We start from the raw sequence: 19626 nt of genomic DNA, 5'->3' as shown, positions 1-19626 counted from the left end.
TCGGTGTGGGGATGTCGGATGATTGCGGGGTCGCCCGTGATCCTTCGGACAAGGATGATCCGGGATCGATCTGATCCCCCGGTCCGGAGCGAGGCTCCAGCGTTTGGCACGGGATTAAGCCACGGACGGTCCTTCCCGAAGAGTCTCCGTCAGCATGGGGCGAAGCTTGCTTCACCTCTATCTTCCGCCGGACGACCGGCACCGAAGTGAACTTCGCCCCATGCCGCAACACCGGCAAAGGTCGAGCGCCATCCGCAGGGAGACAATCCCGGCGGCGCTTCCGCACGCCCTTGCCAACGGGGCCGAACCGTCAGCCTCTCACGCCTCTCGGTCCCGCTCATAGTGCGTCAGCCCCACGAATTCCGGCAAAAACGCCTCGCGCCGCAGCGTCCAGCATTCGTAACCCGGAACGAACTGGTCCGGTGCATCGAGCGCGCCCAGATGCACCTCGATTTCGTCGCCACTGACGGCAAAGACCGACGAGCCGCATTCGGGGCAGAAGCAGCGCCCGCGAAAGTCGCGCACCTCGCCCTCGATCCGCACCGCGTCCCGCGGAAAGATCGCCGCAGCGAAGAACAGCGCGCCGTGGTGCTTGCGGCAATCCATGCAATGGCAGATGCCCACCCGCAGCGGCTCGCCCTCGGCCACCAGCCGCACCTTGCCGCACAGGCATCCGCCGCTCACATCAGCCATTCGCGCCTCCTATCAACTGTCACGCGCTGAGCGTAAACTGGCCGCGCCGGCAACCAAAGGGAGCAACCCCCATGACCGCACGCCTCAATCCCTATATCGGCTTTCGCACCGAAGCCCGCGACGCCCTGAGCTTCTATCACGGCATCTTCGGTGGCGACCTGCAGATCATGTCCTTCGGCGACAATGGCGCCGCGCGTGACCCGTCCGAAAACGACCTCGTCATGCACGGCCAGATCAACATCCCCAATGGCATGACGATCATGGCCTCGGACACCCCCAAAACCATGGAGTTGGCCGACGCCAGCAACATCACCGTGTCATTGAGCGGCGACGAGGAAGCGCTGCTCACTGGATACTGGAATGGGCTCACCGAGGGCGCAACCATCATTGAGCCGCTGGTCAAGGCGCCCTGGGGCGACACGTTCGGCATGCTGATCGACAAGTTCGGCACCCGCTGGATGATCAATATCGGCGTGCACTGAAGCCGGCGTCACCGCCCCAATAAGAGGTCGCGCGCCTCGTTGATCTTGGCGGCCAGAAATTCCGAGCCGCCCCGATCGGGGTGCACGCCCTTCATCAGCTCGCGATGCGCCGCCTTGATCTCCTCGTGGCTCGCTCCAGGCTTGAGGCCGAGCACGGCATAGGCCTCTGCCACCGGGTCACGGCCTGACCCGCTGCCAGCGCTCGCACCGCCCGCCTCCTGCTCGGCGAAATATTCGCGCCAGCCGGCCCTGTTGGTGTCGAGCCAGCTCTCCAGCAGGTTGACGCTCTCCGCATCGTGGCCGATCTCCTCGATCAGCGCCCGCGTTTCGCCCTCGCCGAGGTCCATCAGGTCCCAGCCGGCAAACTGCCCATCGAGCACCCGCCCGCTGAGTTCGCCCGTATCATGATCGAGCTCCATGGCCAGGAACCGGCTCTGCACCTTGGAGACATTGGCTGGCGCGCCGCCAACGCTGTCGAATGAAAACTGCCCCAACCGGCCGCGCAGCAACACAGAAGCGGCCACGGCGCCGACGATCATAGCAATGTCGATGCGCCGCAGCAGCAAAGCTGCCACCGCAATGACGGCCGCGCCGCCACCCACGATCCAGCGCAGGCCGCGCATCAGCAGCCGCCGGTCCATGTTGCGCAGCGCGAAGACCAGCCAGAGCACGCCCATCAGCCCCAGCGCGCCGAGAAAAATCCAGCTCATCGTCCCTCGATCTGCGTCAGCAGGGCCCGCGCCGCGCCGCTCGGCTGTAGCTTGAGTTGGGCCCGACCGCCGCTGGCATAGGCCGCCACGGCCTTGAGCAGGTCCGCCAGTTGCTGCGGCGCGCCACTGTTGAACCGGGCATAGGCGCCCTTGGAAAGACGCGCAAACTCCTTGAACGCGGCTTCGACACGTGGGTCGCGCCCCTCCTGGAACACGAAGAGCGGCAGGCCCATCAGCCCCAGTTCGCCCGCCTTTGCGCAGAGCGCGTCGACATTCTCCTCGATGGCGTCGCCCACATAGACCAATGCATGGATGCGGCGCTGCCTGTGCTCATCCCGCGCATGGTTGAGCACCCGCCCGATCTGCGTATTGCCGCCCTGGCAGGCAATCGTGCTCATCATCCGGCCCAGCGCCTTGGCATCCACCACCCATTTCGAAGCCCGGCATTCGCCAAGACCACGGAAATAGATGAGCTGCACCTGCAGCGCCGCGTCCTTGGGGATCGCCTCGAACATGCCCGCCTGCAACGACACGGCCATGTCCCAGGTGGGCTGCCGGCTCATCGTCGCGTCCATGGCAAACAGCAGGCGTCCGTCCTCGCCGGCATTGGGCCGCGCCAACTGGCCCACCTTTCGTACAAAGTCCGCGACGTCGCTGCGGACCTTTCCCGCGGGGGCGATGGAGTCTCCCCGCCGCGTCGGATTTTTCTCGCTCATAGGGGGAATATGTGGCCCCGCGGCACCAGCGGCAAGTCGGAGCGGCCTGAGGGCGGTAAATTTCGCTTGCGCCTGTCGAACGGGAGGCGCTCCATCCGTCGCTGTGGAGAATTCCTTGCAAGGAGGGACCTTCCAAAATGGAACGACACTATGGCTGGGTGATTGTTGCGGCGGGGGCCGTGATCACCTGTCTCGCAATGGGCGCCATGTTCGCCCTGCCCGTTTATCTCCAACCCATTGCCGACGAAACCGGCTGGACCCGCGCCGGCATTTCCGGCGCCATGACGGTTGGCTTCATCGTCATGGGCATTGCCGGCTTCTTCTGGGGCACGCTGACCGATCGCATCGGCGCCCGTCCGGTGGTCCTTGTGGCGGCCATCATGCTCGGCCTCGGGCTCTTCATCGCCAGCCGCGCCAGCAACCTGCTCGTGTTTCAGATCGCCTATGGTGGGCTGGTCGGCGCATCGGGCGGCGCCTTCTTCGCACCGCTCATCGCCACGACGCTGGGCTGGTTCGACAAGCATCGCAGCCTCGCCGTGTCGCTGGTGTCACTGGGTGGCGGCGTCGCGCCGATGACCATCACGCCCCTGGCCACCGTGCTGATCCAGACCTATGGCTGGCGCACCTCGATGATGATGACAGCCATCGCCGCGACCGTGCTCATCGTTCCAGCCGCCTTCCTTATCCGCCGCGCGCCGCAGGCCCTGGCGGAAAGCCCGACCCCGGCCAGCGACGTCGTCCCGGCCGAAAAACCGCCCACCAGCATCGGCGCCATTTTCCGCACGCCGCAGTTCATCGTCCTCGCGGCGGTGTTCTTCCTCTGCTGCGGTGCCCATTCCGGCCCGATCTTCCACACCGTGAGCTATGCCATGCTCTGCGGCGCCTCGGCGCTCGCGGCGGCCAGCATCTACAGCGTCGAGGGTTTTGCCGGCCTCTTCGGCCGCGTCATCTTCGGTGTCATGGCCGACCGCATCGGCGTCAAGCGCGTCATCGTGCTCGGCCTGCTGCTCCAGGCCGTGGGCATCTATAGCTACATTTACGTCACCGAGCTGACCCACTTCTACCTGCTGGCCGTCGTCTTGGGTCTGGTCTATGGCGGCGTCATGCCGCTCTATTCGGTGCTGGCCCGCGACTATTTCGGCCCCGGCGTGCTGGGTACTGTCCTGGGCGGCATCACCATGACCTCCTCGCTCGGCATGGCTTTCGGTCCGGTCGGCGGCGGCTATCTATTCGATACGTTCGGCGATTACCACTGGCTCTATGTGGCCTCGGCTGCCGTAGGCCTGGGAGCCGCCATGCTGGCCCTGGCCTTCCCGCCCAAGCGGGAAGAGACCACGCCGACAGACGCGCTGCCGGCGTAGCGCTCGCTTCAGGCCGGGGTGGCCACAGCGGCCGCCCCGCCATCTTCCCCGTCATCATCCTTGCCCGCCGCATAGGCCGCTGACAGCTCGCGGTAGTAGCGGGAGTTGAAGGCGATGATGGTGACCAGGAGGCCAATCAGGCCGGCGATCGTGAACACCAGCGCCATGCCGCGGTCCGGACCTGTGCCGAACCAGCCCCCGATCGCGTCGGCTCCGGCTCCGTCGGTCATGAAGGGGATGACCACGAACTGCGTCAGCGGCCCGATCAGGAAGGCCGTCAGCGGCGACGCTGACTGTTCGATGGACTGGGCAAAGCCGAACACCCGGCCCTGGCGCTCCAGCGGTACCACCTTCTGCAGTGTCGTGTGCTCGGCCGCCTCGGCGAAGGGCCCGAGGAACATCCAGACAAAACACCCGCCTACCAAGAGCCAGAACGAGGGCTGGATGGTGAAGACGCAGCACACCGACCAGGTGATGACATTGACCATCAGCAGTGTCCGCAACGGGTTCTTGCCCAGGCCGGTCTTGGAAATGATGATACCGCTGAGGATGAAGCCAAGCGACAAGACGCCGAAGGTCAGGCCCCAGACCTCGACCGGCACCAGCGACAGCCCATAGGCGTCGAGCAGCGCCATGAAGACGCCGCCGAGGAAATTGTTGAAGCAGGCAAAGAAGATCAGCGCGAACAGTCCAGGCACCGCGGCGATTACCTTGATGGTCCCGGCAAGATCCACGCGCTTGGGCTCGGCCGGTGTGTCCGCACTCGGCTCCACCCGGCCTTCGTCGACCTTGACGAACATCATATGCACCAGGACAAGCGCCGTGGCTGCCAGCGCCAGCACCATGACACCGAGCATGCCCGTATAGGCCACGAGAAAACCCGAGATCACCGACGTGGTCAAAAAGCCGATGCCGCTCACCATGCCCACCAGCCCGTTGGCCTTGTCGCGCCGGTCTTCCGGAATGAGGATGGTGACCAGCGTGGGCAGCGCGATCGAGCGGATATTGCCCGCGATCACGCCCAGCATCACCACCAGAATGAACGACCACAAGTAGGGGCCATAGGGATTGGTGAACGCGCCTTCCGGCTCGAGCAGCACCATGGCGAGTCCCACCGCATAGAGGATGCCGGACACCACACTCGACCCGACCATGGCAAGCGTCTTGGAATTGTGGTCGACGATCGAGCCGAACCAGATACCGAACGAGGCCGTGAAGATCAGGTAGATGCCCGCGATCATGCCGGTGGCAAAGACCGAATTGGTTTCGAGGAACACCCAGAAGGTGACGGCAAACCACACGGTGAAGTTAGTGACATTGGCGACAAGATTGTTCGCCAGGATCAGATGAAACGGGGTCATATCCAAAATCCAGTTCTTGCGGCCGGCGGCGACACTAAGCGCGCGCCGCCTCTTGCTCAACGATTATCGGGCGGCGCTGACAGGTCGTGTCAGTGACTATTCACCCATCTTGGCGGCATAGCTGTGGTGTTCATGGGCGATCAGCCAGCGACCGCTTTCCTTGCGCAGGCCAACGGTCAGGCGCAGCGGTCCGCCCTCTATGGTCAGGATAGCGGTGACGAAGGCGACCGTGTCGCCCGCCGTCACCTGCATTTCACGGATGTTGAAAGCGGTAGGGCCACCCTTCGAATACTGGAAGAACAGGTCCCAGGTCTGCTTGTAGGCCGCCATGCCGAGGCTTTGCAGCGGCTCGGGCACGTCGAACATCACCATGTCTGCCGTGTGGTTGGCGAGAATGGCGTCCATCTCGAGCGCCCGCACTGCAGCGGCCCAATCCTCGATCACCTGCCGAATGGCTTTCTCATCGCTCGTCATGCTGTCCTCCTGGCGTCACGCCAACGCGACGTCTGACACGGGCAGAGTTCGACACACCTATCCAGTTCAGGCGTCGATAACCTGCGCCAGTTCCCACACATGCCCGGCCGGATCGGCAAATGCTGCGGTCCGCCGTCCCCAAGGCCGGTCGATGGGTCCGTTGAGCAGGGTGACGCCAAACCCCTCGAGCCGGGCGCATGCGGCGTCCACATCATCCACCTTTATCGTGAAGAGCGCCCTGCTCCCACTGCCGCCAACCGGCAGTGGTGCGACAAGGCCGGGCGCTTCGCTTTCGGCCAAGAGGTTCACCATGGTGCCCTCGAAGGCGAAGACCGCCGACACATCATCCGCATAGACGACGTCGACGGCAAACACCTTCTCGTAAAAGGCGCGCGTCGCGGCGATGTCGGAAACTAGCAGGGTGACGACTTCAAAATGCGACAGCGACATGTCGGCGCTCCAGGGACTCGATACGGAAACGACGAGCGAGCACGGCCGTTTTCGACAGCCAAAGCCTTTACCATGTCTCAACCATAAGCGCGCAGGCTCGAACTTGCCTCCCTTTCAAGGAATCCAGCTATGCACGAAGATATACAGCGTCGCGCCTATGCATTGTGGGAGGCTGACGGCCGCCCCCACGGGCAGGACCAGTCCTATTGGTTCAGGGCCGTCCACGAGATCACCACCGAAGCCGCCAAGGCCATCAAGCCACCGCGCAAACGCACGGCCCGCGTCAGGAAGGCCGCCTGAACCGGCCAGTCCCGCTTCCGCTGGTCGCGCCTACCACATGCGCGGCCAGTAGAGATCGTCGGCAAAGTCTGCGGGGATGGGCGAGAGCCGAGACAGCGCCGCGGCGGCCAGGTCGATTTGCCGGCACATCTGCGTGACATGCTCCGGCATCGGACGGTCGGTCACGAATTGCCGCAACTGCCACTCGTCCAAGCGTAACAGGCTTTTGCGCCGCCGCGCTTCGTTCTCGACCTCGACCGCGTCGATCGTATGGCCCGACTGGGGCACCCTCGACTGCGGCTCACTCCACTCGCGTGTATCCCTGATGACTGCAAAACGCATTCTTGCGAACCCTTGGCCGCGCGCATCCTGCCGCAGCAAGCCCTTACCCTAGGGGTCACTTGGTTACCGAACCGAAAATTCCGCTTGGCCGGCCGATCACGAATGCTAGGGTCGCGTCATGACCATTCTCTATCTGATGGCTGCCGATGCCGAATTCGGCCCGCACCTGCGCGCCCGCATCGAGCCGGTGATGATCGGCATTGGTCCTGTGGAAGCTGCCGTCAACGCGACGCGCGCTCTGGCTGCGCGACAGCATGACCTCCCGACACTCGTCGTGTCGCTGGGCTCGGCCGGCTCGGCAAGGTTGGAGCAATGCGCGGTCTATCAGGCCAAATCGGTAAGCTATCGCGACATGGACGCCTCGGCTCTCGGCTTTCCGCGCGGCATCACCCCGCTCACCGACCTTCCCGCGACCCTGCCTCTGGCGCCCCTGGTGCCGGGCCTCACGCCAGCAACCCTCTCCACCGGCGCCAACGTCGTTTCGGGCGTCGCCTACGCGGCCATCGTCGAAGACATGGTGGATATGGAAACCTTCGCGGTATTGCGCGCCTGCCAGGCGTTCGGCGTGCCGCTCCTGGCCCTGCGGGGCATTTCCGATGGCAAGGCAGAGCTGACGGAGATGGCCGACTGGACGCGCTATCTGCACATCATCGATGAAAAGCTGGCCGCTGCGGTGGACCTGGTGGAAGCCCACCACGCCAGAGTAACCTGACTATTTCTGCTGTTCGCGGGCCCGCTTCTTGTCGCGGCGCGAGCGCTGCCAGCGTGTCCACCAGCGGCCGCCGCGGAGCACCGCCAGGTTGACCGGTCCCTGCAGAAAAATGAGGTCGAGCGCGAGCAGCAACAGGCCCAGCGGCAACATCCAGATGCCGAGCACTGGCAGGAAGCTGAAAATTCCGCCCAAGACCAGCAGCACGCCGAGCGGGATGCGGATCCAGCGCGCTTCCGGGCGGCGCACGCGCGCCAGCCAGCCAGCGGCCAGGCCCGGAACGCTCCGTTCCAGTCGGTCAAACAACCTGTTCAGCCGGTCTGCGCTTTTGCTCATGGGGACTCCGTCCTTTGGTTCTAGATGGAACGCAGCCCAGATGAGGTCAAGGGGGGCGGAACCGCATTGCCCCCGATCTCGTTTATGAGGACTTCCCGCCGATTGTGCAATCTGTCCACGGAGCGTCCCATGTCCCTCGACACCGTCCTCTCTCAGCTTGGCCTGCGACCCAGCCGGCCAGCAACCCTCGCTGAGCAGATTCACGCTTTGCGCCGGGATATTGCCCGCATGGGGCGCGGCGTCTCGCACCAGGTCGGCCATAGCGCGCACGACTGGAGCGGCCAGCTCAGCGATTTCGGTCAGGACGCAGGTCGGCAGGCCGTCCAGCTCGCTGAACTTGCAGGGTCGCAGGCGCGGCGTGGTGCGGAGATGGTGCGGCGCGATCCGCTGCCGCTGATTGCCGTCGTCGGCACCGGCCTGCTGCTTGCCCGGCTGCTGCAGCGGCGCTAACGCTTTATTCACCGTCCGGCTGAGGCTTTCCTTAAGCCTGAGCGCGCATTTTCGGACCAAGCGGCCTTTTGGTCACAGTCCGGAGTATCGACATGCGCGCCATTTCTTCCACGCTTCTGCGCGTTGCCGCCTTGGCCGTCGTCGCGACGGGCCTGGGCGGCTGCAGCTTCATGGGCATCAATTTCGCCATGAACCAGATGAGCGAGAAGGAATGCATGATGCGCGCCATGTATTTCGAATCCAACCGATCCAGCGCCGAGGGCATGCTGGCAGTCGGCACGGTGGTGATGAACCGCTACAATGACCCGCGCTATCCCAAAACGGTGTGTGGCGTCGTTGGCCAGAAAAACCAGTTCGCCCAGGGCGTGCTCAGCCGCCCAATGACCGATAGCGGCGCCGTTCTGGCCTCACAGGTTGCCGATCAGGTGCTGAGGGGCTCGCGCCATCCCGGCGTGCAGAATGCACAGCATTTCCACACGGCCGGTCTGCGATTCCCCTACAACAACATGTTCTATGTGCTCGAAGCCGGCGGCAACGAGTTCTACGAAAAGCGGACGGTGCGCTAGAACTCGCCGCCGATATCGAAGCCGCCACCACCCCAGTCATCGCCGCCACCATCGAAACCTTCATCGGCTACCGGCTCATCGGCTGGTTCTTCGGGCGCATGCTCCTCTGCCGCAGCGGAACCTGAAAACATTCCGGCAATGGCCGAGCCGAGCAGCAGGCCGCCCGTCACGCCAAGCGCCGTCTGTGCTGCGCCCGCGAGGAAGCCGCCACCGTCCTGGCGCTCCTGGCGCCCCCAGGGTCCGGCATTGCGCTGAGGTTCCACCGGCTGACGCGGCTGCCGTTGTGGTTCGTCGTCGCCAAAAATGCCGCCCAGGAAACCGGAGCGCCCGCGTTCGGCGCGGGCTTCCAGTTCTTCCAGCCGCGCCTGCTGTTCGCGCAGCGCCGCTTCCTGCACGATGATGGCCTGCGCCATGTAATAGGCCGCCGCCGGATTTTCCGAGAGACGCTGGCGGATCAGGGCCTCGGCGTCGGCATCGCGTGGCCCGCTCTTGCCCTCGACGCGCCGCAGGCGCTCGAACAGGTCCTCGATCGCGGTCTCGTCCTCATGTCTCAACATGGCCAATCTCCCTTTTCGTCATCAAGACATGGGTAACGTTGGCCCGGCCCACAAGTCTCAACGCCGCGTTTGCTGCAGCACATAGCCAATCACAACGGCGATGGCGTCGTAGAGTTCGTGCGGAATAGTGTCATCGAGCTCCACCCCGCTCAGTGCTTCGGCAAGGAGCGGATTGGTTTCGATGACGACGCCGTTCTCCTCGGCAAGGGCAATAATCCGCTCCGCCACGAGGCCCCTGCCCTTGGCAACGACGCGCGGCGCTTCCTTCGAGCCTTTTTCGTAATGCAGCGCGACGGCTAACGCCCGCTCGCGGATTTCGTCGTCACTCATCGCGTCGCATCCACCACATGACCGCCCAACCCCGGTGGGTGCACCGGTTCCTCCGCCGGCACCCCTGCCCGCACCACGATGGCACCGGGCACGAGGCCGACACCCGCCAGCTCCTCGCGCAACTCTTCGACTGCCACACCCAATGACTGTGCCGTAGACACCTGGTCGGCCCAGAGCAGCACGCTGGTATTTTTCGCCCGCAGTGAAATTTGCGCCCCGACCTCGCCGCGTTCAGCCAGGTTGATGGCAAAGCGCACCTGCCAGCTCCGCTCCTCGCTGCGCTCGGCCTCCTGCTCCGCGTCGCGCTGGATCTGCAGGTGCAGGATCTGGTTCTGCCCGGCCACGATGACGGGCAGGTCCATGCTCCACTGCGCATCCTGCCGCGCCGGATTGGGGTCGGGCAGCGAGGCGTTCTGATGCAGCCGCAGTCGGGACAGCGCCGCCTCGGTTCGCTCCAGCAGCACTTTACCTGCCTCTATGGGATCGTCCGGCATGTCCGGCGGCGCGCCCTCGCCCGCCCGCGCCCGCGGCACGTGGCCCCGGATCGGCGGTGGCACCGTACCCACCTGCGCCACCGGCGCCTGGTTGCCGAGCCAAGCCCCCAGCCCCTGGCGCAGCGTTAACAACGCGCCTTTGAGTTCGCCACCCGCCGCCTGACCGGAAGCCAGCATGGCCTCCTGGAATACGCCCGACTGCTGGATGGCCACCTTGAGCGCCGCGCCGCCCAGTTTGCCACCGTCGAGTAGCAGCCGCGCTGCCAGCACCTGCTGGGCGGCCTTGGCCACAGGCTCGGGCAGCGCCACCTTGCCGGCAATCGCCGTCAGCGCGCGGGTGAGCCCCAGAATGCTGTCCTGCCGCGGCAGAGCCTGTTGCACCATCTGGGCCAGCGCCGCCTGCGGACTCGTCGCCGGAGCGGTCGCGACCGGTGCCTGCGGGGTTACCGATGCCGAAATCACGCCGCCCCCCATATTGGGTGATGCCGCATGCTGCCCCACCATGCTCGCCGACAATGCCTGCCCCACGGGCGGCAAGGTCGGCGCAGCAGTGCTGCGATTGCCTGCCGTCGGCAGGGGGACGGTCGCAGGCGCCGCCACGGCATAGGGAATGCCCGGTCGCGCGGCTGCGCCCTCGACCATAACCAGGCCGGGCGCCGCGCCGGCTGGTACACTCGGACTAGGTGCAGCGGGGATCGGTGTGGGCGCAGCAGCGGCAGCCGATGGCGACCCCACATTTGCCTGCGCCTGGATGTTCGTTCCCGTCTGCCCTGTAGTGGCCGGTGCAACGGCCGGTGCCCCGGCTCCGGTCACCGGCACGGCTGGAGCTGCACCCGGTCTAGTACTCGCGGTTGGAACGGCGGAAGCCGCAGGCAAAGGCGCTGGGTTTGCAGGTGACGCTGACGACACGCCTGGCGGCGCGTCGACGGAAGCTGCCACTTGTCCCGCTGGCGTCGGGCCTGACGTCACAGTCTGCCCGCTCACAGGCGGAGGGGGTGCGCCATTGGCTGCCGGAGCCGGGTTCACCGATGGCGCACTCGCGCTGCTTGCCAGCGCCGCAGCCGACAGTTGCACCGATGTCGCGGGTGCCAAGTTCTGAGGCTGGGGGATGGACGGCAGATCGGGCAGCCGCACGCTGACCAGCGCCAGCCGCAACTGCCCGTCGGACTGTTGTACCGAAAGGGTCAGCGTCGCCCCGACCGGCTGCCGTTCGGGCAGCGTCAGGCTCATCACCTGCCGCCCGATCTGCACCTGCGTCGTGCCATTGACATTCAGGCTCAGCACCCGCGCCTCGACCGTCTGCCCGGCAGCTTGTGCCAGGGCGCGCAGGCCCGCACTGGCCTGGGCCAGGGAAATAGGCGGGAGTTGAGACGTTATGCTCATCGGCCAGCCGACTCCGGCCACGGCATGTGGCTCGGTCCGACTTTAGCGCAACGCCTTGGTCGCGCCAGCCCGAACCGCTTACTGCTTGCGGATGTCGTTATAGGCCTTGGTCTTGGGCTTGCCACGGAATGTCACCCAAAAGAAGTTGAGCGTATAGGTACCCGCCGTGCGGAACACGCCCTCGCTCTCGAGCCGGCGTCCGGATGTCTTCATCTTGAGGGCAAAGGTCCATTTGACCCCGCCCACCTTGGAGAGACGCACCGCCACGTCGGTGTCTTCGCCGAAAAACTCGATCGACCGGTCATATCCGCCGACCGCCGCCCAGGCCGCGCGCTTGAAGACGAAATTGCCGCCCTGCACCACCGACCCAACCCGCAGCGCAAAGCGGTTGAGGAGATAGATGAGATAAGTCAGCCCATAGAACAGTCCGATCAGCGCCCGATTGTGCCAGGCCATGTCGTAATAGATATAGGGCCCGCTCAGGCAGACCAGCTTGTCGTCCTTGGCGAATTCGCTGAACACCGTATCGAGCCAGCCCTCGGGCACGATCGTGTCGCTGTCGATATTGGCAACGAGATCATAGCCCTCGCTGGCGGCAAAGCCCGCATCGCGCGCATTCACCAGGCCCTTCTTGGGCTCGTCCACCACGCGTACGCCGGCAAAACTGCGGGCGATTTCGCCGGTACGGTCCTTGGAGGCATTATTGACGACGATGACGTCGGCATCCCGGCCGGAGCGCTTGATTTCCGCCAGCACCGATTCCAGGCATTTGCCGATCAGCGCTTCTTCATTATAGGCGGGAATGACGAAGGCGAGCTTCATTGGGTCCCCTTGCCCGGCACTTCGCCGGTTGTTTGTTGAGCAGCACATAGCGCGCCGCGCCCCTTGCGGCAACCTCCATGGATGTGTGCGGATCGGCACTCCATCCGTTCCACTTCTCCTTAGTCTCTGCTACGATCCAGGAAGTAGAAGTCGGTTCAGCTCCGGTTCAGCGGCGAAGTTGCACGGTATTCATCATGATGAACCACTCAGCCATTGCCGCCATTGCTTGCCTGGTCCTCGCTGCACCGGCCCTCGCCGACGCCGAGGGGACGGCCGTCGGGGTCAGGCCTGATGCCTCGTCCCAAAGCGGCGCGGCCGAACTCGTCCTGGTGGTGGGGTCGGACGTCTCGGTGGGTGACACGGTCACGACAGGTCCCTCGGGACATGTGCAACTGCTGTTCGACGACCAGACGCGACTGGTCGTGGGGCCCGGCAGCCGGCTCAAGATCGAGACCTATCTGCTCACCGGCAGCGGTGCCGATCGCTTCGCGGTCAACGCCCTGGGCGGCACGTTCCGTTTCATTTCCGGCAACAGCCCGAAGCCGGTCTATTCCATCCATACACCCACGGCGTCGATCGCGGTGCGCGGCACGAAATTCGATCTGACCGTTGGGGGCGGACAGACCTTCACCATGCTCTTCGAAGGCGCCCTCACCCAATGCTATGACGGCGTCTGTGTCGATCTGGAAGACCGCTGCGACATCGCGGTCACTGGCGGTGGCCTTGCCGATCTCTATGGGCGCAGCGATGAGCGCCATCCTCCCGCCGCGGCCAAGTTTCCCCTGCCCAATATCCAGGCTGCCTTCCTGCCCGACTTCCGGGTCCCGGGCGCCCAGGCCTGCCTGACGGCATCCCCCGATACGACAGGCGGCGCCTCGGTCACCACGACCGAGACCGGCAGCCCGCAGGTCCGTCCCTCGCCTCAGCCTCCGGAACTACCACTGGCCGAGCCAACGCCTCAGCCTTTGCCCCAGGCGCAGCCCGTGCCCCTCCCGCAAAGGCGTGTGCCCTGATGTCCGCATCAGGGCGTCTGCACATGCCGAGGCGTCGCATGGCAATGCAACCGCGCTGGCCCCAATGGTGTTGAATACGCGTGGCCGACACCAGCAAACCTGATGCAGCACCTGAAGGCGAGGATCTGAGCGGCTTCGGTCGGCTCCGGTCGCATTTGCGCGTCCTCTATCACGGTCAGACGCCGGCCGCCCTGCGCTTCCAGTCGTTCATCCTCATCGTCGATCTGGCGATCATCGCCTTCTTCATCGCCACGCCGATCCTGCGGGACGACGAGGTTTTCCTGTGGATCGACTATTCGATCGCAGCCATCCTGGCACTCGATCTGGCTGCCCGGGGCCTCGCCTCGAACCATCCGTTGCGCTGGCTCGGCCAGATGCCTGTTATCGTCGACATCTTCATCCTGATCACGCTCTTGCTGCCTACCTGGTTCTTCAACCTCGGCTTCCTGCGCATCCTCCGGCTCTGGACCCTCAGCCGCAGCAGCCTCGTCTGGCACAATCTCAACAAGTGGGGCCTCAAAGCCTATCGCGAGACGATCCAGGCGACGATCAATCTCCTGGTCTTCATCTTCGTCGTCTCGGGTTTCATCTATACCGCCTTCATCGATCGCGACGCCGGCATCGAGGGCTATGTCGACGCGCTCTACTTCACCGTCACCACCATGACGACCACCGGCTTTGGCGACATCGTGCTGCCGGGCACCTTTGGCAAGCTGACGTCGGTGGTGGTGATGATCATCGGCATTTCGCTGTTCGTCCGTCTGGCGCAGCTCGTCTTCCGCCCGATCAAGGTGCATTTCCCTTGCCCACAATGCGGGCTCACTCGTCATGACCACGACGCCGTCCACTGCAAGGCCTGCGGCCACCTGCTCAACATTCCCGATGAAGGCGAGGGCTGAAGCTAAGCCGGCGCGACCTGCTTGACCACCGGCAGCCGCACCCGGAAACAGGCGCCCGGCAGCGGGCCCGGCACGAGCTCCAGCGAACCGTTCATCCGGGCCACGATCTGCCGGCTGATGGCGAGGCCGAGGCCTGCCCCACCCTGGTCGCCGCCGCCCTCCACGCCCCGCCAGAACTTCTCGAAGATCAGCTTCCGGTCGCCCTTGGAAATGCCTGGGCCATTGTCCGCGACATCGACTACGAACTGGCCCGACTTCACTCCCGAGGTGATTTTCACCACCGGATTGTCGGCATCGTTGTATTTGACCGCATTGGAGATGAGGTTGATGAACACCTGGCACAGCCGGTCGCCGTCACCCTCCACCATCGTGGCCCGCGCCCGCTCGCCGAACTCCACGCGCATGCCCCTCTGCCGCAGCAGCGCGTCACAGACGGCAATCGCCTGGTCCAGCGCCGCCTCGGCATCCACAGGCACATTGCGCCAGTTCCGCTCGCCACGCTCGAGGGCGCTGAGGTCGAGGATTTCGTCGAGCAGCTTTGTCAGCCGCAGGCTCTCCTGGTGGATGGTCGAGACGAACCGCCGCCGCTGGCTGTCATTGAGATCACCGGGCTCCATGAGGATTTCCGAGAACGATCGGATGGAGGTCATCGGCGTGCGCACTTCGTGGCTCACCTGGCTCAGGAATTCATCCTTCTGGCTGTCGAGTTCGCGCAGTTGCGCATTGGCGTCCTCGAGCTTACGCGCCGTCAGCCGCAGCTCGGCCGAGGTCCGCTCCAGCTCCTGCGAATATTCGATGGCCTGCTGCGTCTCGTCGGCCATCTGCATCATTTCCTCCAGCGACACGTCGCCGCCAGCCACCACCTTCGAGAGCATCACATGCGCCGAAGCCGCGCCGATGGAACCGGCAAGCTCGCGCTCCAGGCGGGCGATGAAATCGGGCGTCGGCTCCAACACCGCCGGATCGACCCCCCGCTCCCGCGCCGCCGTTTCGAACAAGGCCGCAGCCCGCTTCTCGCCCAGCACGCGCTCGGCCACGAAAAACAGGTCATTGGCGGTCGCCGAGCCACGCACAAAATTGCCCTGCGGCAACCCACTGCGGCGGAAGACGTCCACGAAGGCCGTCGCCTGGATGCGCTCCAGCGCCGACGGATTGGTCAGCAGCGAGCCGATGGTCAGGATGACCACGTTGATGGAAAGGCTCCAGAACGCCGCGTGGGTAAGCGGGTCCCAGCCCTCCAGCCCGAACATTGCTTCCGGTCGCAGCCAACCGATGCCCCAGGGGCCGAACTGTAACAGCGTCGCTACCGATTCCGACACCGACTCGAACGAGGGCAGGAAGCAGCACCATGCCCAGACGGCAAAGCCGGCGAGGATCGCAGCAGTTACCGCCTTGAGCGAGGCATCCTTCCAGAAAATGGCGGCCAGCAGCGCTGGAAAGAACTGCGCGATGGCGGTGAAGGAGATCAGCCCGATCGGTGCCAGCGCGTCGGAATCGCGTGTGAAGAAGAAGTAGAAAAATCCCAGTGACAGGATCAGCACGATGGAAAAGCGCCGCGCCACCAGGAGCAGCCGGCTCACCCCTTGCCCGTCCGCCGACAATTCCGAGGTACTGAAGCGCAGCACCAGCGGCATGATGATGTGGTTCGAGACCATGATCGAGAGCGCGATGGATTCGAGGATAATCATCGATGTCGCTGACGAAAAGCCCCCGATAAAGGCAAACAGCGCCAGCCCGTTTTGCCCGGCCGCCAACGGCAGGGTCAGCGCGAACATGTCGGGGTTCGATCCAGCCGGCATCACCGTCAGCCCGTAGACGGCGATGGGCAGGATGAAGATGCTCATCGCCATCATGTAGGCGGGAAAAGCCCAGCCGGCGACGCGAAGGTGGTTCTCGTCGGAATTCTCCACCACAGTCACCTGGAACTGGCGCGGCAGGCAGACGATCGCGGCAATGGAGAGCACCAGCGTGGTTATCCAGCGGCTGTCAAAGGCCACCGATGTATCCACCACGATGCCCATGTCGCTGGCCCGGGTGAAGATCGCCTCGAGCCCGCCGCCGATATAGACGACGAACACCCCCACCGCGACCAGCGCCGCCAGCTTTACCACCGCCTCGAAAGCAATGGCCGCGACCACGCCGTGATGCTGCTCCTTGGCATCGACGTGGCGCGTTCCGAAGAGGATCGTGAACAGCGCCATGGCTGCCGCCACGCCAAGCGCCAGGCCCACATCGTCAATGCCTGTCAGGCTTCCCCGCCCGAATTCTGATGCACCAGCCACAGCCTGGATGGACGATGTCACGGCCTTGAGCTGCAGCGCGATATAGGGCGCAATGCCGATCACCGCGATGCAGGTCACGAGCACGCCCAACCGGCTCGATTTGCCGAAGCGCGACGACAAGAGATCCGCCACCGAGGTGATGCGGTGCAGGTGGCTGATGCGCACCAGTCTCCTGAGCAAGAAATACCAGCCCACGAAGACCAAGGTCGGCCCGAGATAGATAGTGAGGAACTCAAGGCCGCTACGCGCCGCATTGCCCACGGCGCCGTAGAAGGTCCAACTGGTGCAATAGACCGAAATGGAGAGGGTGTAGACAGCCGGCGAGTGCAGCCAGCTGCGCTTGTTGCGCCGCGCCCGCCGATCGCCGAAATAAGCGAGCACGAACAGGAGGCCAACATAGGCGACTGACGTGGCGATGACGAAATCGGCGGACAGCATCAGGTGTCACCGTCTTCGGCGGGGTCGATCTGGTCCGCCTGGAGGTGTCGGGTCAGCGCCACGGTCCCGAGGATCAGCGCCAGCCAGACCCCGAACAGATACACCACGATTTGGGGCACGCCGAGGAACATCACCGGGTGGTTGAAGAGCTGCACCAGCGGTGGCACCAGCAGCAGGAAACCCGCCACCGTCAGCACCAGCATGCCGCCGACGACCCTACGCCGGTCCGCCATCTTCACCCAGCAGTTGCCGCACTGCTCCCACCACCTCGGCATTGGAATAGGGCTTTGTGACGAACCCGTCAGCGCCCAGCTCCTCGGCGATGCGCCGATCCTGCTGCTGGCCCTTGGCGGTCAGGATCAGCACCGGCAGGTCCTTGGTTTCGCCATCGGCGCGCAGCGTCTTGAGCACGTCAAAGCCGCTGCGCCGCGGCAGCATCACATCGAGCACCAGCACCCGCGGCCGGCTGCGCCGCACTTTTTCCAGCACGGCCTCGCCATCGGTCGCTGAATCGATGCTCCATCCTGCGCGGCGCAGGATGAAGTCCAGCGACTCCAGAATGCTTGGCTCATCTTCGGCGATCAAAACATCGACGGCCAAATTTCCCCCCAATAGTTCGCGGTCTCCCCACCGCGAACTTTCCCACTAGAGCGTTTTCCAGCAAAAGTGGCAACGGTCTTGCGGCTCGGAAAACGCGACAAGACCAGGACCGAGTGCAATCAGCCGTTTTCGCCAAGGCCGAATTCTTGCGGGATCAACGGCAGGCGCGTCACCGAACGCTGTCCGCCAGGCCCCAGCATCTCCTCCTGGCGTGCCGAACAATCCCGTCGCGGGCACAACCGGCAGCTGGGCCCCACAGGCACGTCGGCGCTCTGGTCCGAGAGATTGAGCCCCGCGCCATAGACGGTGCGATCGGCGTGGAGCACGTCGCAGGCCAGCATCACCGAAATCACCGTCGGCTGGTCGCGATAGGAGTTCGGCCGGTGCTGCAGTGTCCTTGCCAGGAAGAGGTAGCGCGACCCGTCCGAGAACCGCACCACCTGGCGCAACAGCGTGTCCGGCTGCCGGAACGCGCCATAGATCGCCCAAAGCGGGCAGGCATGGCCGGCATTGGGCAGCAGGAGGCCCGGCAGTGGAAAATGCTTGGTCAGCCGTCCTGCGGGGTCTGAGCGCAGGAAGCCGAAGGGAATACCCTCCTCGCCCGGCCTGCGCAGCGACACGAGGCGATGCGCCACCTGCTCGACGCTGCCGTTGAAGGCCTGGCGCAACTGGTCGATGTCGTATGCCGATGCCTCGGCCTGGGCCAGGAATTGCGAATAGGGAAAGACCATCGCCCCGGCGAGGTAGGATCCCATGGCGCGCGCCGCCAGCCGGCGCGCTGTCGGCGAGGTGAGCACCGCGCCATCAAGCGTCTGCCGCAGCACGTCTGGCGCCGTCAGCTCGCCAAGCAGCCGTGCCATCTGGAACAGCCGTGTCGCCTGCGTCGTGGTGCCCTGGAACCACATCACCCGCTCGTCGCGCTGAAACCGGTACTGCCCCGGAAAATCCGGCAGGTCGGGTCGCCCGCCGATCCGCACGGTCACGCCGAACCGCTCCTCGAGATACTGGGTCAGGGTCGCGAGGTCGAACCGGCCCTGCCGCTCGACTTCCGCCCGGATCTGCACCGCTGTCCCTTCCAGTTCGGGAAAGTAGTTGCGGTGCTCGATGATGAGATCGTCGATTTCGCGCAGCGCCGACATGCGGCTGGCGGTCTGGCTGGTGCTTTCGAACTGCCCGATGAGGCTGCGCACCACATCGCTCAACACCCGCGCCTCGCGACCGATGGCGCCGACGAATTTCTGCTTCTCGCTGTCATCGAGGTCAGGCACGTCCTCGAGGATTTCAGCGCTCGAACGCACGGCGGTGATACCGGAGAGAATCTGGTGCAGCATCTGCCCCAGCATGGGATCGGACCGCAGCCGGTCGGCATAGGCATCGGCATTGGCCACGGCGTCGGCATAGGCGCGATGCAGCCGTGCCATGGCGGCGGCGCTGGCGGGATACTGTGCCACCATCTGGCGCCGCTCGTCGGCCTGGAAGGGCAACGACTCGACCATCGGATCGGCATAGGCCTCTTCCAGGTCCTGCAGCAGCTTCTGTTCGGCATTGCCAGTGAGATCGTCGATGCCGATGTCCAGATGCAGCGCCACGCGCTGCAGGAGCGCCCCGCCGATGTCGCGTTTGTTGTTCTCGATGAGGTTCAGGTAGCTCGGCGATATACCGACGAGGCGGGCCAGCGCCGCCTGCGAAATCCTTAGGGATTTCCGTCTGTTGCTGATCCGAAAACCGATCGGTGCACGCATGGGTCTCCCCTCCTCGACGCGTCGCCTGTCAACGAATTTACAATAAGCGATAGGGCGCAGATCAACAATCGACAAATTACGCCAGTGTTTACAACGGCCTATTGCCGTCATTTTCAAATGTGTCGAATACTGGGCAG

At 64.6% G+C, this 19626-nt stretch carries 24 protein-coding genes; 8 read left to right on the top strand and 16 right to left on the bottom strand.

Annotated elements, in window-relative coordinates:
* Window positions 1-318: 318 nt before the first annotated feature.
* Complete coding sequence (locus tag JEQ47_RS06010) at window positions 319-693, bottom strand: GFA family protein (RefSeq protein WP_198875449.1); 375 nt, start codon at window positions 691-693, stop codon at window positions 319-321.
* A gap of 71 nt (window positions 694-764) precedes the next feature.
* Here JEQ47_RS06010 and JEQ47_RS06005 point away from each other — a divergent pair, with 71 nt between their 5' ends.
* Window positions 765-1175, top strand: coding sequence for a VOC family protein (locus tag JEQ47_RS06005; protein WP_198875448.1), 411 nt, complete (start codon window positions 765-767; stop codon window positions 1173-1175).
* An 8-nt stretch (window positions 1176-1183) separates the two neighbouring features.
* Here JEQ47_RS06005 and JEQ47_RS06000 read toward each other — a convergent pair whose 3' ends face one another.
* Window positions 1184-1885: a DnaJ domain-containing protein gene (locus JEQ47_RS06000; protein WP_198875447.1), complete on the bottom strand. Its 702-nt coding sequence runs from the start codon at window positions 1883-1885 to the stop codon at window positions 1184-1186.
* On the bottom strand, window positions 1882-2514 hold the full coding sequence (locus tag JEQ47_RS05995; protein WP_328768303.1) for a VWA domain-containing protein: 633 nt from the start codon (window positions 2512-2514) through the stop codon (window positions 1882-1884). Before JEQ47_RS05995 ends, JEQ47_RS06000 begins: the two co-directional genes overlap by 4 nt.
* 224 nt (window positions 2515-2738) lie before the next feature.
* Here JEQ47_RS05995 and JEQ47_RS05990 point away from each other — a divergent pair, with 224 nt between their 5' ends.
* Window positions 2739-3962, top strand: a complete 1224-nt coding sequence (locus JEQ47_RS05990) for an MFS transporter (RefSeq protein WP_198875445.1) — start codon at window positions 2739-2741, stop codon at window positions 3960-3962.
* A gap of 8 nt (window positions 3963-3970) precedes the next feature.
* Here the strand turns inward: JEQ47_RS05990 and JEQ47_RS05985 are convergent, their stop codons facing one another.
* From JEQ47_RS05985 to JEQ47_RS05975, 3 genes are all read right to left on the bottom strand, one after another.
* Entirely contained in the window at window positions 3971-5323 is a 1353-nt protein-coding gene (locus JEQ47_RS05985; protein ID WP_198875444.1) for an MFS transporter, read from the bottom strand.
* Window positions 5324-5419: 96 nt separating this feature from the next.
* On the bottom strand, window positions 5420-5797 hold the full coding sequence (locus tag JEQ47_RS05980; protein ID WP_198875443.1) for a nuclear transport factor 2 family protein: 378 nt from the start codon (window positions 5795-5797) through the stop codon (window positions 5420-5422).
* Between the two features lie 66 nt (window positions 5798-5863).
* A complete protein-coding gene (locus JEQ47_RS05975; protein ID WP_198875442.1) occupies window positions 5864-6247 on the bottom strand; it encodes a VOC family protein in 384 nt (127 codons plus the stop codon).
* 129 nt (window positions 6248-6376) lie between these two features.
* Here JEQ47_RS05975 and JEQ47_RS05970 point away from each other — a divergent pair, with 129 nt between their 5' ends.
* Window positions 6377-6547, top strand: a complete 171-nt coding sequence (locus JEQ47_RS05970; RefSeq protein ID WP_198875441.1) for a DUF2934 domain-containing protein — start codon at window positions 6377-6379, stop codon at window positions 6545-6547.
* 30 nt (window positions 6548-6577) lie between these two features.
* Here JEQ47_RS05970 and JEQ47_RS05965 read toward each other — a convergent pair whose 3' ends face one another.
* On the bottom strand, window positions 6578-6868 hold the full coding sequence (locus JEQ47_RS05965; RefSeq protein WP_198875440.1) for a hypothetical protein: 291 nt from the start codon (window positions 6866-6868) through the stop codon (window positions 6578-6580).
* A 118-nt stretch (window positions 6869-6986) separates the two neighbouring features.
* On the opposite strand from JEQ47_RS05965, the gene JEQ47_RS05960 reads away from it, so the two are divergent.
* A complete protein-coding gene (locus JEQ47_RS05960) occupies window positions 6987-7580 on the top strand; it encodes a 5'-methylthioadenosine/S-adenosylhomocysteine nucleosidase (protein WP_198875439.1) in 594 nt (197 codons plus the stop codon).
* Here the strand turns inward: JEQ47_RS05960 and JEQ47_RS05955 are convergent, their stop codons facing one another.
* Window positions 7581-7913 carry a hypothetical protein gene (locus JEQ47_RS05955; protein WP_198875438.1) on the bottom strand — a complete coding sequence of 111 codons (333 nt, stop codon included), beginning with the start codon at window positions 7911-7913 and terminating at the stop codon, window positions 7581-7583.
* Window positions 7914-8042: 129 nt separating this feature from the next.
* Between JEQ47_RS05955 and JEQ47_RS05950 the strand changes: the two genes are divergently transcribed.
* Together JEQ47_RS05950 and JEQ47_RS05945 are read left to right on the top strand one after the other, a co-directional pair.
* Window positions 8043-8363, top strand: a complete 321-nt coding sequence (locus tag JEQ47_RS05950; RefSeq protein WP_198875437.1) for a hypothetical protein — start codon at window positions 8043-8045, stop codon at window positions 8361-8363.
* Between the two features lie 92 nt (window positions 8364-8455).
* Complete coding sequence (locus JEQ47_RS05945) at window positions 8456-8929, top strand: cell wall hydrolase (protein ID WP_198875436.1); 474 nt, start codon at window positions 8456-8458, stop codon at window positions 8927-8929.
* On the opposite strand, the gene JEQ47_RS05940 is transcribed toward JEQ47_RS05945, so the two are convergent.
* The 4 genes from JEQ47_RS05940 to JEQ47_RS05925 all read right to left on the bottom strand — a co-directional run bounded on the left by JEQ47_RS05940 (window position 8926) and on the right by JEQ47_RS05925 (window position 12515).
* On the bottom strand, window positions 8926-9486 hold the full coding sequence (locus JEQ47_RS05940) for a DUF2076 domain-containing protein (protein WP_236020655.1): 561 nt from the start codon (window positions 9484-9486) through the stop codon (window positions 8926-8928). The genes JEQ47_RS05945 and JEQ47_RS05940 overlap by 4 nt on opposite strands.
* Window positions 9487-9543: 57 nt before the next feature.
* Window positions 9544-9816 carry an EscU/YscU/HrcU family type III secretion system export apparatus switch protein gene (locus JEQ47_RS05935; RefSeq protein ID WP_198875435.1) on the bottom strand — a complete coding sequence of 91 codons (273 nt, stop codon included), beginning with the start codon at window positions 9814-9816 and terminating at the stop codon, window positions 9544-9546.
* A complete protein-coding gene (gene fliK, locus JEQ47_RS05930) occupies window positions 9813-11693 on the bottom strand; it encodes a flagellar hook-length control protein FliK (RefSeq protein WP_198875434.1) in 1881 nt (626 codons plus the stop codon). Before fliK ends, JEQ47_RS05935 begins: the two co-directional genes overlap by 4 nt.
* Window positions 11694-11771: 78 nt before the next feature.
* Window positions 11772-12515, bottom strand: a complete 744-nt coding sequence (locus JEQ47_RS05925; RefSeq protein ID WP_198875433.1) for a glycosyltransferase family 2 protein — start codon at window positions 12513-12515, stop codon at window positions 11772-11774.
* A gap of 194 nt (window positions 12516-12709) precedes the next feature.
* Here JEQ47_RS05925 and JEQ47_RS05920 point away from each other — a divergent pair, with 194 nt between their 5' ends.
* Entirely contained in the window at window positions 12710-13528 is an 819-nt protein-coding gene (locus tag JEQ47_RS05920) for a FecR family protein (RefSeq protein ID WP_198875432.1), read from the top strand.
* Window positions 13529-13608: 80 nt separating this feature from the next.
* Window positions 13609-14427 (top strand): ion channel, encoded by an 819-nt coding sequence (locus tag JEQ47_RS05915; protein ID WP_198875431.1) that lies wholly within the window; start codon window positions 13609-13611, stop codon window positions 14425-14427.
* 2 nt (window positions 14428-14429) lie between these two features.
* Here the strand turns inward: JEQ47_RS05915 and JEQ47_RS05910 are convergent, their stop codons facing one another.
* The 4 genes from JEQ47_RS05910 to JEQ47_RS05895 all read right to left on the bottom strand — a co-directional run bounded on the left by JEQ47_RS05910 (window position 14430) and on the right by JEQ47_RS05895 (window position 19489).
* Complete coding sequence (locus JEQ47_RS05910) at window positions 14430-17147, bottom strand: sensor histidine kinase (RefSeq protein ID WP_198875430.1); 2718 nt, start codon at window positions 17145-17147, stop codon at window positions 14430-14432.
* Window positions 17147-17380, bottom strand: coding sequence for a hypothetical protein (locus tag JEQ47_RS05905; protein ID WP_198875429.1), 234 nt, complete (start codon window positions 17378-17380; stop codon window positions 17147-17149). Before JEQ47_RS05905 ends, JEQ47_RS05910 begins: the two co-directional genes overlap by 1 nt.
* The gene (locus JEQ47_RS05900) at window positions 17364-17747 is read right to left on the bottom strand and encodes a response regulator transcription factor (RefSeq protein WP_198875428.1); all 384 of its coding nucleotides are present in this window, start codon (window positions 17745-17747) and stop codon (window positions 17364-17366) included. The genes JEQ47_RS05905 and JEQ47_RS05900 overlap by 17 nt, the downstream gene beginning before the upstream one ends.
* A 119-nt stretch (window positions 17748-17866) precedes the next feature.
* Window positions 17867-19489: a helix-turn-helix domain-containing protein gene (locus JEQ47_RS05895; protein WP_198875427.1), complete on the bottom strand. Its 1623-nt coding sequence runs from the start codon at window positions 19487-19489 to the stop codon at window positions 17867-17869.
* Between the last annotated feature and the right edge of the window lie 137 nt (window positions 19490-19626).

Origin of the sequence: Devosia sediminis (assembly GCF_016411825.1) — a bacterium.
Taxonomy (GTDB): domain Bacteria; phylum Pseudomonadota; class Alphaproteobacteria; order Rhizobiales; family Devosiaceae; genus Devosia; species Devosia sediminis.
The sequence above is the reverse complement of the archived record's forward strand: the minus strand, read 5'-3'. Positions and strand labels throughout refer to the sequence as shown.

Coding starts and splice junctions, on each gene's coding strand:
- JEQ47_RS06010 (WP_198875449.1), bottom strand. CDS start 693: ATGGCTGATGTGAGCGGCGGATGCCTGTGCGGCAAGGTGCGGCTGGTG.
- JEQ47_RS06005 (WP_198875448.1), top strand. CDS start 765: ATGACCGCACGCCTCAATCCCTATATCGGCTTTCGCACCGAAGCCCGC.
- JEQ47_RS06000 (WP_198875447.1), bottom strand. CDS start 1,885: ATGAGCTGGATTTTTCTCGGCGCGCTGGGGCTGATGGGCGTGCTCTGG.
- JEQ47_RS05990 (WP_198875445.1), top strand. CDS start 2,739: ATGGAACGACACTATGGCTGGGTGATTGTTGCGGCGGGGGCCGTGATC.
- JEQ47_RS05985 (WP_198875444.1), bottom strand. CDS start 5,323: ATGACCCCGTTTCATCTGATCCTGGCGAACAATCTTGTCGCCAATGTC.
- JEQ47_RS05980 (WP_198875443.1), bottom strand. CDS start 5,797: ATGACGAGCGATGAGAAAGCCATTCGGCAGGTGATCGAGGATTGGGCC.
- JEQ47_RS05975 (WP_198875442.1), bottom strand. CDS start 6,247: ATGTCGCTGTCGCATTTTGAAGTCGTCACCCTGCTAGTTTCCGACATC.
- JEQ47_RS05970 (WP_198875441.1), top strand. CDS start 6,377: ATGCACGAAGATATACAGCGTCGCGCCTATGCATTGTGGGAGGCTGAC.
- JEQ47_RS05965 (WP_198875440.1), bottom strand. CDS start 6,868: ATGCGTTTTGCAGTCATCAGGGATACACGCGAGTGGAGTGAGCCGCAG.
- JEQ47_RS05960 (WP_198875439.1), top strand. CDS start 6,987: ATGACCATTCTCTATCTGATGGCTGCCGATGCCGAATTCGGCCCGCAC.
- JEQ47_RS05955 (WP_198875438.1), bottom strand. CDS start 7,913: ATGAGCAAAAGCGCAGACCGGCTGAACAGGTTGTTTGACCGACTGGAA.
- JEQ47_RS05950 (WP_198875437.1), top strand. CDS start 8,043: ATGTCCCTCGACACCGTCCTCTCTCAGCTTGGCCTGCGACCCAGCCGG.
- JEQ47_RS05945 (WP_198875436.1), top strand. CDS start 8,456: ATGCGCGCCATTTCTTCCACGCTTCTGCGCGTTGCCGCCTTGGCCGTC.
- JEQ47_RS05940 (WP_236020655.1), bottom strand. CDS start 9,486: ATGTTGAGACATGAGGACGAGACCGCGATCGAGGACCTGTTCGAGCGC.
- JEQ47_RS05935 (WP_198875435.1), bottom strand. CDS start 9,816: ATGAGTGACGACGAAATCCGCGAGCGGGCGTTAGCCGTCGCGCTGCAT.
- fliK (WP_198875434.1), bottom strand. CDS start 11,693: ATGAGCATAACGTCTCAACTCCCGCCTATTTCCCTGGCCCAGGCCAGT.
- JEQ47_RS05925 (WP_198875433.1), bottom strand. CDS start 12,515: ATGAAGCTCGCCTTCGTCATTCCCGCCTATAATGAAGAAGCGCTGATC.
- JEQ47_RS05920 (WP_198875432.1), top strand. CDS start 12,710: ATGATGAACCACTCAGCCATTGCCGCCATTGCTTGCCTGGTCCTCGCT.
- JEQ47_RS05910 (WP_198875430.1), bottom strand. CDS start 17,147: ATGCTGTCCGCCGATTTCGTCATCGCCACGTCAGTCGCCTATGTTGGC.
- JEQ47_RS05905 (WP_198875429.1), bottom strand. CDS start 17,380: ATGGCGGACCGGCGTAGGGTCGTCGGCGGCATGCTGGTGCTGACGGTG.
- JEQ47_RS05895 (WP_198875427.1), bottom strand. CDS start 19,489: ATGCGTGCACCGATCGGTTTTCGGATCAGCAACAGACGGAAATCCCTA.